Annotated in this window: 9 protein-coding genes; 7 read left to right on the forward strand and 2 right to left on the reverse strand. The window is 40.2% G+C overall.

The genetic code is table 11. From position 1 onward, the window contains the following. Window positions 1–8: 8 nt before the first annotated feature. Together AACZ73_RS01180 and AACZ73_RS01185 are read right to left on the reverse strand one after the other, a co-directional pair. The gene (locus tag AACZ73_RS01180) at window positions 9–569 is read right to left on the reverse strand and encodes a Pycsar system effector family protein (RefSeq protein ID WP_339874669.1); all 561 of its coding nucleotides are present in this window, start codon (window positions 567–569) and stop codon (window positions 9–11) included. A gap of 151 nt (window positions 570–720) precedes the next feature. Further along, a complete protein-coding gene (locus AACZ73_RS01185; RefSeq protein WP_339874670.1) occupies window positions 721–1,845 on the reverse strand; it encodes a hypothetical protein in 1,125 nt (374 codons plus the stop codon). A gap of 33 nt (window positions 1,846–1,878) precedes the next feature. On the opposite strand from AACZ73_RS01185, the gene AACZ73_RS01190 reads away from it, so the two are divergent. The 7 genes from AACZ73_RS01190 to AACZ73_RS01220 all read left to right on the forward strand — a co-directional run bounded on the left by AACZ73_RS01190 (window position 1,879) and on the right by AACZ73_RS01220 (window position 15,419). Beyond that, on the forward strand, window positions 1,879–2,205 hold the full coding sequence (locus AACZ73_RS01190; protein ID WP_339874671.1) for a 2Fe-2S iron-sulfur cluster-binding protein: 327 nt from the start codon (window positions 1,879–1,881) through the stop codon (window positions 2,203–2,205). Window positions 2,206–2,214: 9 nt separating this feature from the next. Next, window positions 2,215–2,799, forward strand: coding sequence for a thymidine kinase (locus AACZ73_RS01195; RefSeq protein ID WP_339874673.1), 585 nt, complete (start codon window positions 2,215–2,217; stop codon window positions 2,797–2,799). 135 nt (window positions 2,800–2,934) lie between these two features. Continuing rightward, window positions 2,935–3,624: a DNA repair protein RecO gene (gene recO, locus AACZ73_RS01200; RefSeq protein WP_339874675.1), complete on the forward strand. Its 690-nt coding sequence runs from the start codon at window positions 2,935–2,937 to the stop codon at window positions 3,622–3,624. Between the two features lie 205 nt (window positions 3,625–3,829). Next, a complete protein-coding gene (gene rho / locus AACZ73_RS01205; RefSeq protein ID WP_339876323.1) occupies window positions 3,830–5,614 on the forward strand; it encodes a transcription termination factor Rho in 1,785 nt (594 codons plus the stop codon). A gap of 260 nt (window positions 5,615–5,874) precedes the next feature. Continuing rightward, window positions 5,875–8,070, forward strand: coding sequence for a hypothetical protein (locus AACZ73_RS01210; protein ID WP_339874677.1), 2,196 nt, complete (start codon window positions 5,875–5,877; stop codon window positions 8,068–8,070). A gap of 453 nt (window positions 8,071–8,523) precedes the next feature. Continuing rightward, a complete protein-coding gene (locus AACZ73_RS01215) occupies window positions 8,524–10,134 on the forward strand; it encodes a hypothetical protein (protein ID WP_339874679.1) in 1,611 nt (536 codons plus the stop codon). Window positions 10,135–10,385: 251 nt separating this feature from the next. Further along, window positions 10,386–15,419 (forward strand): glycine-rich domain-containing protein, encoded by a 5,034-nt coding sequence (locus tag AACZ73_RS01220; protein ID WP_339874681.1) that lies wholly within the window; start codon window positions 10,386–10,388, stop codon window positions 15,417–15,419. Window positions 15,420–15,436 lie beyond the last annotated feature (17 nt).

The raw sequence follows: 15,436 nt of genomic DNA on the forward strand, positions 1-15,436 counted from the left end.
GCTGTTGGCTAAAATGCCGTCTTTATAGCGTAATAAAGTATAAAGACAAACACTAAACCAATATTAAATGATAAGTATCGGACCGAGAGATTGACATTTCTAAACTTTGTCGCAGTGATTTTGGCATTGATATATACCTGCTCTCCCAACTGATCAAAAAGTGGGCGTCTCTTGGTATTCACTTTTTCCAATTCTTTCACATAGTCTTTGATCGGACCGTAAGACGAAATTATATTTCCAAAGAAAAATACGCTCTTGTCAAAATTGGTTTCAATCTGCGGCATAAAGCATCTGAAACTATAATAAATGGAAATAACGCTGAATATAAACCAAGTGCCCATGAATCCATAAGTCAGAACGTCCGAAGATGCCAGCTCGATCAAGTGCTCGTAAAATTGAAAGAACACATTCATAAGCAAACCATAGAAAGAAAGTACTAGGCCAGCCTTGATTTCAGAAGCTTTTATTAAATCCCGCAAATACATTATTAGGTACCAATAATTATCCACGGCATCTATTCCGGGATCCAATGGAGGTATATCTTCTAGGTCTTGGATTTTCTTACGCATTGATTTAAAAAGGCTTTCTCAAAAGTACCGACATGCAAAAACAAGATAATCGGTGAATAAAGTAATTCCTATAAATTAAGGGGATTTGATTATTTAAAATGAAAAAAGAGCCAAAATTCGGCTCTTCGTATTTAGTGTATGATTTTTTATTTCAAACCTCAAACTTCCTGTATACTAGCAATAGAAATTCTTGAACTGGCTCGTTGTCAGTTTTCCATCCCAATTCTCCAACATATCTTGAGTTCACAAGGCCAATTGCTTCGTCAAAGGACTTACATTTATCGATAGATTTTAAGGCATGTCTAAGTAAATCAGCATTTCCGTCAAATAGCTCTTTGGTAAACATAAAGCGTTGATTAATGGCTAAGCTATCAGCAAGCTCACCCCTAATCCCTTTCATTCCTTTGTATGAAAGTGTTTCAAATTTTGCCTTCAAATTATACGGATCAAGATTCCCTGCTGGGCTGCTCCTGTAATTGTTCTGAGTAGGCTGGACATATGATCGCTCTTCCACATTCACAGGTTCATTCACAACATTTTTACTCTGAGACTCATCTGTTTCCACTTGGTCAAAGAACGAACTTTTGGATTCTTCCTCTCGATTTGGTTCAGTATTGGAAGAAGGCTCAGGAATCAAAGTTGGTTCTACAGATTCCTGCACCAAATAAGCATCCAGATCAAATGGCTTAACATCTCCCAGTGTAGCCAAAAGTAAATTGACAGATTCCAGGGATTCGCTTATGGTATGGTAATTAGCTGAAACAGCACGCAAGTAGGCATTCTCATCGTGCCCAAAACCGGCCTTGTCTATCAAAAATGAAACTACTTGATGATGCCATTTGTAATACTTGCGGTTTTCCTTCAGAAATTCATTGATTTGTCCGGAAGGAGCCTTGGTGATCTCGTTTTGATAAAAGGCGACTGGATCTGTGGCAAGTTGAACCGCTTGCTCTACAGCAGTAGTCAAAAGTGGCTGCAATTGCTCTTTCTCTATTTTGATTCTCCTCGAAAGTACATTCATAAATTCCGTCAAGGCTTCATGCACTGTAATATCACGGTAATCAAAATAGGGGCTACTCTTTAGCTTGCTTAGCTCTTCTTTCCATAGTTCAAAAAGTCTTTTGATAATAAAGAAATTCACTTGGGTACTGTTTGTAAGCTTTACTATATCCTGTCCAGTCATGTATTGTCTGGATGAGAAATACTGCGCGCAAACAATTGCGGCATAGTCTTCTGCGTATTTTTCTAAATAATTGCTGTTAATTTGAGTTGTCATTGAAGAGTGGTGTTTACAAAAGTCAACGAACAAATGCCCCAAATCGTCATAGAAAATCTATTTAATCTGAGGATTGATTCCATTAGCGTTCATCGTAAAGTTATCGAAATTATTCATGAAAATGGTATCGACTGGATGCATGCCTGTGGGAAAAAGGGCAGATGTACTACCTGCAAAATTATCCTGAAATCAGGAGAAGAAAACCTCTCCCCTCCCACCAAAGCGGAGCTTGACTTTCTTAATCAGGGAAGATTAAAACCCGGAGAAAGGTTAGCTTGTCAAGCGGAGCTTCAGTCAGGAGAAATCATTGTCCGAGTTGGGAAATTTAACAAGTTCCCACATATAGAATATAGCGAATAAGAAACTGAAATGTTTATAGAACCTTCAATAGGTACCCTGAAGTCCTCTGGTAATAGGGGGCAAATCGAGGTAATTACCGGTTCAATGTTTTCTGGAAAAACAGAGGAATTGATTCGCAGACTGAATCGAGCCAGGATTGCAAAGCAAAAGGTAGAGATATTTAAGCCATCCGTGGATAAGCGGTACGACGATAATGACGTCGTTTCCCATAATGAAACATCCATCCGCTCCACGCCTGTAAATTTCGCAGATGATATCTTCCTTTTAAGCGGGGATTGTGATGTAGTAGGAATAGATGAAGTTCAATTCTTCGACGATCAGATAGTTTCCGTAGCCCAAAAGCTGGCCAATCAGGGAAAGCGCGTTATTCTCGCCGGACTGGATATGGATTTTGAGGGAAATCCTTTTGACCCAATGCCCCAACTGATGGCAATAGCAGAGTACGTAACCAAAGTAAACGCTATTTGCATGAAATGTGGTAGGCTTGCAGCATTCTCTTTGAGGCTTTCAGATACCAAAGAAAAAGTAGTGCTTGGAGAAAAAGAAAGCTATGAAGCGCGCTGTAGAAAGTGCTTTTATGAAGATAAGAAATAGAGGGATTTTAATTTGATATGTCTTTGGATGTATCCAATGGCGTGATGTTGAGGACCATTATTTTAGTTGCTGTTTAAAAAGCCTTCGACTTCGCTCAGGCTGACACAGGCAAGACACAGATAGCTATTATAAAATATGCTAAAAAAAACCCAAGGAATAGTCTTAAGTGCCATTCGATACAAAGAGACAAGTATCATCGTAAAGATTTTTACACGTGAACTGGGTCTCAAATCCTACTTGGTAAATGGTGTGCGTACTCAGGGTAACAAATCAAAAACAGCACTTTATCAGCCGTTAACTCTTTTGGATCTTGTCGTTTATGATAAAGACAACGCAGGATTGCAGAGAATCTCCGAAGCACAATTGCACCGCGCCCATCAGCTCATTGCGTTTGATTTTACCAGAACCGGAATAGCTCTTTTTATGACTGAAGTAATCAGCAAGTCCATTTACGAAAATTATCAAAATGAATTGCTGTTTGATTTTCTTCAAAATTGCATCTATAAGTTAGACAGCAAAGAAGTACATCTAGGTCAATTTCCATTGATATTTCTGATTGAGAAAGCCAGTTACTTAGGCTTTGCTCCTGAGGAAGCGTTGGGATATTTATCAGAAAGCCGGTCCCAGCCATTTTCTGTTTCAGAGCTTACTCAAGCAGAAGATTATCTGACAGCACTTATGAAAAAGTCTTTTGACAACGAGACAAAAATCGGAAAGCCTCTCCGTCAAAAACTTCTGGATCACTTACTTGACTTCTATAGCCAGCATCTCGATAATCCAGGAAATTGGAAATCCTTGGACATTCTCAGACAATTAAATGGATAATCGCTGTTAAATGTTTGAAATAACTTCGGATACCGAATAAATATTTGGTTAATACAATCACATAGGTTAATATTGTGTCATCACGTGTATGAGCAAGTCAGCCCACTTTGACTTGAGTATTTCCTGCAGATCTTTTTTGCTCAGAAAATCATCCACGATCTCAAATACCGCATTTGCTACATTTTATTTATTTCATACCCTTTTTATGTACAACATAGAAGAACTCAGAGTCAGGTTACTGTCTGAACTGAAGGAAATTGCTGAAGAGCTAGGTGTCAAAAACCACAAATCTCTAAAGAAAGATGAACTCGTCTACGCTATCCTAGATCAGCAGGCTATCACCCCAGAGCAAGCCCTACCAAAAAAGAAACCTTCAGCAACCGATGAACCTGCGAAGGTTGCAGAAAAACCTGTAGAAGCACCAAAACCAGCCGCTTCTAAATCGGCAGAAGAGCCAGAATTCAAGCCAAAGTTTAAAAGACAGAATGTAACGGCAATTCCTAAAACCGAAGAAACTCCAGCAGAAGAGTCTACGAAGTCTCCAGAGCCGAAAGCCAAAGAAACCAAGCCAGACTGGAAAGCAAAAAAAGAAGCGCAGCCAGAAAAAGCTGAAAGAAAACCTCAACAAAATCCTGAGCCAGCATCAGAAGAGCCAAAAACTTTCAGACCAAGACGAAAAGTGTTCGAAGAGGTAGAAACAACTTCCGAGTCTAAGGAAGAAAAGTCAGCAACCGCTGCTGCACCTGCTAAACCAGATCAGGAAGTAGAGCTTCCGAAAAGGAGAAACTTCAAGTCACAAGATGAAGTGATGGCTCCGTCGGCAGAAACAGTTCCTCATTCAAACCGTCGACGTCCTGGAGTTAATCCACGTGAATTCGATGGCGTAATAGAAAATGAAGGTGTATTGGAAATGATGCAGGAAGGATATGGATTCCTTCGCTCATTGGATTACAATTACCTTGCTTCTCCGGATGATATTTATGTATCTCCAAGCCAAGTAAAACTTTTCGGCCTGAAAACAGGCGACCACATTAAAGGCTCAATTCGTCCACCAAAAGAAGGTGAAAAATATTTCGCTCTCTTGAAGATCGCTACCGTTAACGGGAAAACTACAGACGAAATCAGAGACCGTGTTCCCTTCGAATACCTTACTCCTCTTTTCCCTGAAGAAAGATTAAACCTTTCTACCACTGGCGACAAATTCTCAACGCGAGTTGTAGATCTATTTGCACCTATCGGAAAAGGTCAAAGAGGTATGATTGTAGCTCAGCCAAAAACAGGTAAGACTGTCTTGCTGCAGCAGATCGCAAATGCCATCACCAAAAACCACCCTGAAGTTCACTTGATGATCTTGCTGATCGATGAGCGCCCTGAGGAAGTGACAGATATGGCTCGCTCTGTAAATGCAGAAGTGATTTCTTCTACATTTGATGAGACTGCTGACAGACACGTGAAAGTTTCTAATATCGTGTTGGAAAAAGCAAAGCGCATGGTAGAAGTTGGCCATGACGTGGTAATCTTATTGGATTCCATCACTCGCCTTGCCAGAGCTCATAATACGGTAGTGCCAAGCTCAGGAAAAATCCTTTCCGGCGGTGTGGATGCCAATGCACTTCATAAACCTAAGCGTTTCTTCGGTGCTGCCCGTAACGTGGAGAATGGTGGTTCTTTAACAATTATTGCTACAGCACTGGTTGAGACAGGCTCTAAAATGGATGAAGTGATCTTTGAAGAATTCAAAGGTACTGGCAACATGGAACTAGCCCTAGATCGTAAGCTCGCAAATAGAAGAATTTATCCTTCTATCGATGTGCTCAATTCAGGTACACGCCGTGAAGATCTATTGATGGATAAGGAAGAAATGCAGCGTGTATGGATCCTCCGTAAGCTAATGAGCGATATGAACTCTCAGGAATCCATGGAATTCCTACTTCAGCGAATGAAAGGGACCAGAGATAATGCTGAATTCCTGATCAGTATGAATGGATAATCCCCCTGTATATTAAAATAGAGATCCCCTGATTCGAAAGACTCAGGGGATTTTTCTTTTTCCGGCGACCACTATCTGCTAAGACTAGCTTAAAGACAGAGATTTCTATATGATTATGTGGACTTTTTTTGATATAAAAGTAAATTATTTAATGAGCGGCAATAATATTTTTCTCAGTCTCTTTAAATTTGCTATACCCTTAATAGCTTAATCAGCATTCAGTTGGTCTCCCTAGGCCGCAATTCTTGTATTCTGTTTTAATGAAGAAAAATTTACTTTTTATTTTTCTGGCTTTTTCTTGTGCTCAGCTTTTCTGGACTGGAAAGGTGATGGGGCAATGTAACAGTTGTGATGTGACTATAGATAACAACGGAGCCAATACTAACACTCCAACAAATTTGAAAGATGGGGATGTTATATGCATTAATGCTAATAATAGAACAAGGTCAATTGATTTAAGAAATAAAAATAACCTTACTATATGTGTAGGCCCCGGTGATTTTTTTTCGGGTAATTTAGATAATTACAATACAAGCAATAAAATTACTATAAATGTATATGGTGAGTATAGAGGAAACTTGACCTTGAATAACTCTTCAAGTTCATTTAATGTATTCTCTTCTGGTATTTATACCAACAATGGTTCATTATCTGTCCAAAATGGCTCAGTAAATAACAGTGGAACAATTAATAGAGGTATTACATTTTCGAATTCGAGTTCCTTCAATAATTCAGGATTGCAGACAGGTAATATCACGATTAATGGAGCTGCAGATGTAAGAAACAGTGGCATTATGAATATTTCTTCGCTGTCATTTGACAATAATAATTCTGGAATGTCCTTTACAAATTTTTCCACAGGCACTTTGAATGTTAGCAATTCAGTTACTATGTCTGGTAAAATAGTCTTAAATGGAACCTCAACTTTTCAAAACAACCTAACTTTTATAAATAATAACTCTGTCAAGACAGTAACAATAGATGGATCCGCTTCTTTGACAGTAAATCAAACCCTCTCTCTGTCAAGAAATACAATTATTAATATTACGAACCCCAGTAACCTTACTCCTAAAACTAGTCTAACTGTCAATAGCTTGGATTTTCAAAATAATGGTGGTTCAAATAGCACTATCAATCAAGGTGCAAATACTATTTTCAATGTAACTAATAATACGAATGTTCAAAGTGGTGTAGCTCAATTGAATATTGAAGGGGCATTTGATACAGGAAATAATTTTACCGTTGGAAATAATGGAAACGCCTCCCCGGTCCGACTTCAACTAAAGGGAGATGGACAATTATCTATTGGCGGTAATGCATCGATAAGCAAGCACATTACAGCTGAGGACAATAGTAAAATCGATGTTGCCGGAAACCTTATAATGGAAAACAACGGGGATAATTCTTTTACTATAGATGATAATGTCACTTTGCATGTAGGGCAAAATACCACATTAAACAAGCCAATGTATGTTTCAGGTTCTTCAAAAATCACTTTAGATGGTAACCTTACAATGCCAAATGTAGGTAGCGAATTAGTAATCAATGACGATGTAAATTTTTATGTAGGAGGAAACACATCAGTGGAAAGCCCAATTAGAATGAACGATAATTCTTTTGTTACATTCGATGGAAATGTAAATCTTCCAAATGTTGGAAATGCAATTTTTGAAGTGAATGATAATTCAGACGTATTAATAACTAGCAACCTAACTAAAAGTGGCGGTAATGTAAGCGTAGGAGGTACAGGACAGCTCGTTATATGCGATCAGCGATTACCCACAGGATCAGTTTCAGGTTCTTATCCAGCTGCTGGATCAAGTGGTGTAAGTGCGGGAGCAAATCCGGCCTACTATGGAGGATGTCGCATTCTTCCAGTAGACTATTTGTATTTCAAGGCTACCTACCAATCAGCTAATCGCAAAACACTGCTTGAATGGTCCACAGCTCAGGAGTGGGGAAATTCGCATTTTGAAGTTGAAAGAGCGATTAATTCTATCAAAGAATGGGAGGTAATTGCCAGAGTTGATGGAAATGGCTACTCAAATGAACCTGCAACCTATACTTATACTGATGACCAATTACCTCTTGCCGGTGGAGACGTCTTTTACCGATTGAAGCAAGTGGATGATGATGCATCCTTCTCCTATAGTAAAACTGAGGCAATACAATTACCTTCCCTGGCAGGTAAATCGGTGTGGGTGGCCTTCCCTAATCCTATTTCTTATGGCACCGAAATATCTGTCTCTCTTATACAACCTGACCTATATCAAGACGAGCCTATCTATATCAGCCTGATAAATATGCTTGGTGAGGGAGAATCCAAAGTCCTAACTTATCCTGAAGAAGTTTCGAGGATGGTCTCCGAATGGATGCGTTATAAAAATGCCGGCTTGTACATTATGGATATACGCTGGGGGAATAATTCCGAGCAAATCAAATTATTAAAGAATTAAGCAGCAAAGACTACTCCCTCACTTCAAACTACCTTCCTTTTTTTATTTTTTTATAACCGCTTTTCTACCAGTAAGGTGACAAAAGCTATGTAGGATTTTTTAAACTTAGGAATAGAGGCCACATCGGTCTTCCAACCTGATAACCAAATAATTTAAGGTGACTAGCTTTATTGCGGATAATCATTTTTTTAGGAAAAACATCAATGAGTGCTTACTAACTAGTTGAACCATAAATCATTTTTCTCTGCACTCCCCTATTCAATTAATTATAAAGACTTTTTTAACTAAACTATTGATGTATATCAAAATTTTATATCAAATTTGCCTGTTATTAAACCAATAAACAGAAGTATAGATTGAAAAAAAACCTAATACGGTATTAAATTCCAAATTAAAGTATTTAAAATCCAATTTTCCCGCTATATACTACAGCGGTTTATGTCTATCTAAATTATGAAAAAACACTTACTACTTGGCCTGGCTCTTGTCATTGCTCTCTACTCCTGCAATGACACATCTAACCCTATCAATAATGGGCCTATTCTTGTCAATTCAGACAGCGAAGCACTTTCTACCCGCATCAAAATGGATAATGCCGGAGTGATTGGATTTTTAAATCCTATTGCACCAGATGGTAGAATTAACGAAGAAGCAACGGATCTTCCATTAGTTTTAGTATCTCAAGTGGATGCTCCAGAATTTGAAGGACAAATACTAAGAGCCACACACGTAGATATAGATGGTAATTATGCCTATGTATCTTACAATATAGAAGGCAGCTCTTATTTAGGAGCTGTTGATATTTTTGATATTACCAATCCATATAGCCCCAAGATCACTGAGCAGGCTATTTTCACAGATACTGATATTAGCTCTCTGGAGTACAAGGATGGTAAACTATTTTTAGCTACTGCTGTAAACATTGATGAAAATGCGGATGTGACATCTCCTGCAAACTTGATTACTGTGTCAGTTTCAGGTGGGAGATTTACTTCAGATTTTGTCTATACTTCTCTTCCCGGCTTTGTGGCAACTGACCTAGCCAATACCAATTCCAATACGGCTGTAACGAGCGGTAATGATGGAGTTATAGGTCTATTTGACCTTAACCAGACAGCTGGTAATTCTGTTGAGATGGAAGACTTAAGAGCTGTGGCGTTTGGAAGTGATAAGCTGGCTGTGTTAAGCGGTACTTCCGGTATTCATATTTTGGACCCAAACAGTCTTTCTGAGGTATTCAACATTCCTTTGACAGCAGATGTAGCTGGTGCAAAAAGAACCATGGATATTGATAACGGTACTTTATATGTTTCCGAAGGGGCAAACGGTGCTGGAATTTATAAGATGACTGATGGTAGTCTTATTACCAAACTGGCTATTCCCATTCGTCCAGAGGACGTAGATGAAGCGGATATTGTCACTAATGCGGTTTCCGTGGATGATAACTTGTTATTCATGGCAAATGGCGCTGCAGGTATTTCAATATCTGACGTGACCGAATTATCAGCTATAAAGGAGTTTGGCGTATTGGATCTGGATGGTTCTTCAAACTTTGTAAGAAATGAGGAGGAGTTCGTATTCGTTGCTACTGGTTTCGGCGGTCTTCAGATTTTAAAAATCAATAAAGTTTCTACAGATCCAACGGAAGCTTTATGTTCTGGACTTCCTACATATTCAGGAGAAGCTTGGCTAAATGTGAATGGTGGAGAAAACAAAGCATACAGCGGTTCTACTTCTATAAAAGGACTAAATAACAATTCTAAGTTTTTGTTCTGTGGATCATTAGCGATTCAGGAGCAATTTAATATGAATGGTGGATCAATTACGGAAGTTTATGGATCGTTGGCATTTGGTAAAATGAACGCCAATAATACCATGCACATCAACTCGACACTCAAACTTTCTGGATCTGTGGTTATCTATGGTAATCTGAACTTAAACAGTGGGGGGAAAATTGAATTTGTAGGATCTAATAATAGCATTACAGTGTTTGGCACTGTTTCTCAACAAAGTGGTTCATCTATAACTGGCACTTTCACAGATACTGAAGGAAAAATCAAATAAGGTTTCCATAACTAAAAATATCAAGAGCCGGTTTATTACTAAACCGGCTCTTATGTTTCCAAGGCTTATTACTTCAACCTTTACCTTCATGAAATCGACCTCAAAAAATGAAGTCCTTTTAAGTTACTCAAATAGAGAACTTATTTATTTTTAAATAGATAGCGATAACTTTATTTGTTTTGAGAAAAAAATGCCTCATATTTGAAATACATTTTTTTAGGTTTAAAAACTTATTCTCCAGAAGTTATTATATGATAAAACACCTACTGAAATGCATTCTTTTTTTTACGCTGATTTCGATTGGTTTGGATGCTTTTGGACAGAGTCAAACATTTATTAACAGCGGTACTTTTACTGTACCCCATAAAGTAACAACTATAAGTGTTAGCATATGGGGAGGAGGAGGAGGAGGAGGTTTTAATTCAAATAACGGAGGTAATCGTCCGGGCGGTGGTGGTGGCGGTGGTGGATTTAGCCAATTATCTAACTTTGTTGTATCTCCATTTAATACATTTACTGTAACAGTAGGAAATGGTGGATTAGGCGCAACAACCAACGCTGCAGTAAATGGACAACTCAGTTCCTTTGTTGGAAATGCTCCATCCCCTATAGTCAATGCAATTGCCAACGGAGGATTAGGAGGAGTAAATTTAACAGGTGGACTAGGTGGGGCTTCTTCAGGTGGCACAATAAATAGAAATGGAGGAGGAGGAGGGAACGGTTCAAATTCAAATGGGAATGGAGGAGGAGGGGGAGGTGCGTCAGGGAATCAAGTAAGCAACGGTAACCCGGGAGCAACTTCCACTAATACTTCTACGGGAGGGACAGGGGGAATTGGATTAAACGGTGGAGGTGCAGGCGGAAATGGGGGTTCTAATGGAAATCAATCTGGCTTTATTGGAGGTTTTCCAGGAGGTGGTGGCGGAGGAAAAAGTGGCTCTGGAATTTCGGGCGGAGATGGTGGAAAAGGACTGGTAATCGTAAGCTGGACATGCTCAAATACACTCACATCAATTGCCGGATCTAACAATCAATCAGTCTGTCAAGGTTCAGGAATTGGAATTATAAATTATGTTATTGCTGGAGCTACAGGAGCGACTTTCTCCGGATTACCTACGGGAGTTACAGCAACCTATAATAATGGAGACGTTACAATTTCTGGCAGTCCATCAACTCCGGGCACATATAATTATACAATTACCCCAACAGGAAGCTGTACAAGTTCAATTATAAATGGCACTATAACTGTCTCTCCTAATAATTCCGCTGGAACGATTTCTTCAAATACTTTTTGCCAGAACGCACCAATTCCCGCAGGAGTTACCCAATCAACTACTGGAGCCACAGGCATTGGAACTCCAAGCAATCTTCCTCCAGGAGTTACTGCTGGCTGGGCATCCAACCAAATAACATTTTCAGGTACTCCAACCACAGCTGGAACTTATAATTATTCAATCCCTTTGACTGGAGGCTGCGGTTCTATCAATGCTACGGGTACAATTACTATAAATGCTATTCCAAGTATAGTTTCTGAAAGTTTATCAGGGCAAACCAGTTGTATAAATAGTTCTTCACCTTTTAATACTATTTCTGTTACAGTTGGGTCTGCCACTGGCATATCCTATCAGTGGTATAGAAATACCACAGGAGATCGCCTAGCAGGGACTCAAACTCCTGTAGGGACGAATTCGAATACTTTTTCGCCTCCAAATTCAACAGCAGGTACTTTTTACTATTATGTAGTGGTATCCGGACCCTGTGGATCTTCTGTCTCTAGTAATGTTTCAGGAGCATTTATAGTTACTCCAAATAACACCACAAGCGCTGCATCTTCTTCTCCAATAGTCTGTATAAATTCTGCTTTGCCAAGTGCTATAACTCATATTACTACAGGAGCTACCGGAATTGGTACAGCGACAGGTCTGCCAGCTGGGGTGACTGCTATTTTCTCAGGTAATACAATTACGATCAATGGAACCCCAACCGCATCCGGAGTTTTCAATTATAGTATTCCTTTGACCGGTGGATGTGGATTGGTCAATGCTACGGGTAAAATCACTGTCAATGCGCAAGCAGCTATTCTGTCTCCGAGTTTGGCAGGGCAATCCAAATGTCAAAACCTTTCCTTTAATCCTATATCTGTCGCCAACCGTCAAGGGTTCACTTACCAATGGTATAGTAACACTAGCGCTATTGCATCCATTTCTGACCCTAACGCTATACTCCTTACAGGTAAGACCACAAATAGTCTGACCCCTCCTTCTTCAACTCCTGGAACCCTTTATTATTTTGTAGTGGTAACATCAAGTACATGTGGAACCACCGCTATAAGTAATCCTTCAGGAGCTTTTATTGTCAATGCACTACCAGTAGTCTCCTTCACTAGTCAGCCAACAGGTCCTGTTTGTGTCGATACGGATGTAACTTATTCTACCCAAACAGGTGAAACTAATTATGTTTGGACTATACCTGGAACTTTAGGTGCTGATTATACCATAACTTCGGGAGGAAATGGAAGTCCAAACCTGGTTTTAAAATGGCTAACCGCAGGAAGTAAATCTGTCAGTGTAAATTATACAAATGCAGTAAGCTGTGGAGCTACTTCTCCAGCAACCTCCAGTACGATTACTGTGAATAAAAATACTACATCCGCAGCCTCAGCGTACGCTAGCGTTTGTTTAAATGGGACAATAACTCCTTTCACACATACTACAAACGGGTCTGCCGGAATTGGGACACCTACAGGGCTTCCCGCTGGTTTATCAGCAGGATTCTCGGGAAATACTATTACGATCAGTGGTACTATCGCTAGTTCTGTAACCCCTGGATTTTACAACTACGCTATTCCATTAACAGGAGGATGTGGAAATATTTCAGCAACTGGAACAATTGAAGTAACTCCTGTTTATACCCTACTTGCCACTTCCTCAGCTGCCCCTTCAAATACTGGAGGTTCTGCCACAGTATCGATTACTGGCAACCCAGCAATTTTACTCAATGGGACCTACAATGTTACCTACGATTTAGGATTAGCAAATACTGGTACAAATTTGTCAGCTTCAGTTTCTATTGTAAATGGAAAAGGATCTTTCACAACTTCTACCATAAGCAATGAAGATCTAACATCACTCACAATAAAAACAATTAAGAAATCAACTGATGCATGCGCCATAACGCTGTCAGCTAACAACATAACTTTCTTTGGGATCCAAGCTGCTACCTATGCTTCAAATGGGACCTTTTATGTACCTGCAGGAATATATGAAATTACCATCAAAGTCTGGGGCGGAGGTGGAGGCGGTGGAAATGGGAACAATGGTGCAGGTGGTGCAGGTGGAGGATATTCAATTGTTACCATACCAGTAACTCCAGGGGAGGCCATTGGTATATTCATTGGAGCTGGAGGTGCCGCTCAAGCAAATGGAGGAGATAGCTGGGCAACTAGGGATTCAAGCCCTCCTAATTCAATTACGAACTCCTTAGTATATGCAAAAGGTGGAAATGGAGCTAGTGGTTCTAGTGCTGGTACTTATAATGCCACCCTACCACAAAACGTAAGATTTGGATATGGAAACACTACGATTGGAGGGAACGGACAAACTGGTAACGGGGGAAACGGGGGAAACGGTGGGTCAGGTGGTGCAGGGGGAGCAGGTGGATCGGGGAGTGGAAATACCCCTGGTAAAGCCGGAACTGCTCCCGGAGGAGGAGGAGGAGGATCAAAAGGAAATAGCTCCGGAGGACCTGGTGGACAAGGACTAGTTCTAATTTCCTATCCACTTCCTCCAATAAGTCCTTGCTTTAAAGTTATAGATGATGGGGCAAAAACCGGCACCACAATTATCGAATTTACTTGTACTACTACTTGGACAGCTCCAGAAGGACTTATCGGCTTTAAGGCGATTGTAGGTGGAGCTGGCGGAGGTGGTGGGGCTGGATCAGGAAGTGGAGGCGGAGGAGCAGGGCAATTACTTACTGGCCTTAATTATTCAACTTCAAATCCATATGGTTTCCCTGCAGGTCAAGAGTTTACTTTGGCTGTGGGGCAAGGTGGTATTGGATCTACTTCTATAAATCTGAAAGGTCAACCTGGAGGCGCGAGTTCTATCTCTGGTAGTATTGATGGAACAACTATCTCAGCAAGTGCAATTGGAGGTGGGGGTGGCGCCTCAAGCGGAAATCCTATAGGAACAAATGGAGCAGGAGGAGGAGGAGGAGGAGCTTCAACGACTGTAGGGTCTGCGGGAGGAACATCGCTTCCAGGAATTGGCTTTGCTGGGGGACGTGGGGATGCTTCAGGAAATGGAGCACATGCAGGCGGTGGAGGTGGTGGACTAGCGTCAATAGGTACTAATGGCTCAGGTGCTGGAGCAGGCCAAGGAAAAGGGGGAAATGGTGGTAACGGAAAGCAAGTGATAATTCCAGGATTAACGATAAATTTCGGTGCTGGAGGGGGTGGCATTGGAAATAACTTTAATGGTGCCAATAAATTTAACGGTGACGGAGGGGGTGTTCTTAGTCAATCGGGGACGGTGGTATTTGGAGTGAAAATTGGAGGCGACGGAAATCAAACTGATGCAAATTCGGTAGGAATTCAAGGCACAGATAAAACTGGGTCAGGGGGCGGCGCGGGCTATTTCGCAGGAGGAAGAGGTGGAAATGGTGTGGTGTACATCTATTATGACAATTACCGCATTCTCCAAGTAGAATATCTATACTTTGAAGCGGTCTATAACGCTGAATCCAGATCAGCCCAGCTTTCTTGGGCGACATCAAAAGAATGGGAGAATGACCGATTTGAAATCGAAAGAGCTACGTCTAATGATTTGACTTCTTGGACTAAAATCGGAGAAGTGAAAGGTCAAGGATACAGTGACTCTCCTACTGATTACAAATTTGAAGACACAAATCTGCCAGCTGCAGGAGGAAATATTCTATATCGATTGAAACAAATCGATGCGGACGGGTCATTTGCTTACAGTGTTACTCGATCGATTCAGGTAAAAGGATTAAAAGGACAATCTTCTTGGATAGTTTATCCTAATCCGAGTAACCCTAGAGATTATGTAAATGTGGATTTGCTAAATAGAAGCATCTATAATGATGAGGAAATTTTAATAAAAATATCCGATGCAAGAGGAGTGTTTGAATCTTATTCTGTAAAATCAGTAGAAGATGTAAGTACAGTTCTCAACACTTATTTAAATAACGCAACACCAGGAATTCATATCGTACAGTTAATTTGGGGTAATCAGAGCGAACAACTCAAAATCTTAAGAAGGTAAAAGCCTTTGCAGATAAC

Origin of the sequence: uncultured Algoriphagus sp., from assembly GCF_963974835.1 — a bacterium.
Lineage (GTDB): Bacteria > Bacteroidota > Bacteroidia > Cytophagales > Cyclobacteriaceae > Algoriphagus.

Bases quoted from the DNA above. Each gene is read 5' to 3' on its own strand.
- AACZ73_RS01180 (WP_339874669.1), bottom strand. From the start codon at position 569: ATGCGTAAGAAAATCCAAGACCTAGAAGATATACCTCCATTGGATCCC.
- AACZ73_RS01185 (WP_339874670.1), bottom strand. From the start codon at position 1,845: ATGACAACTCAAATTAACAGCAATTATTTAGAAAAATACGCAGAAGAC.
- AACZ73_RS01190 (WP_339874671.1), top strand. From the start codon at position 1,879: ATGCCCCAAATCGTCATAGAAAATCTATTTAATCTGAGGATTGATTCC.
- AACZ73_RS01195 (WP_339874673.1), top strand. From the start codon at position 2,215: ATGTTTATAGAACCTTCAATAGGTACCCTGAAGTCCTCTGGTAATAGG.
- recO (WP_339874675.1), top strand. From the start codon at position 2,935: ATGCTAAAAAAAACCCAAGGAATAGTCTTAAGTGCCATTCGATACAAA.
- rho (WP_339876323.1), top strand. From the start codon at position 3,830: ATGTACAACATAGAAGAACTCAGAGTCAGGTTACTGTCTGAACTGAAG.
- AACZ73_RS01210 (WP_339874677.1), top strand. From the start codon at position 5,875: ATGAAGAAAAATTTACTTTTTATTTTTCTGGCTTTTTCTTGTGCTCAG.
- AACZ73_RS01215 (WP_339874679.1), top strand. From the start codon at position 8,524: ATGAAAAAACACTTACTACTTGGCCTGGCTCTTGTCATTGCTCTCTAC.
- AACZ73_RS01220 (WP_339874681.1), top strand. From the start codon at position 10,386: ATGATAAAACACCTACTGAAATGCATTCTTTTTTTTACGCTGATTTCG.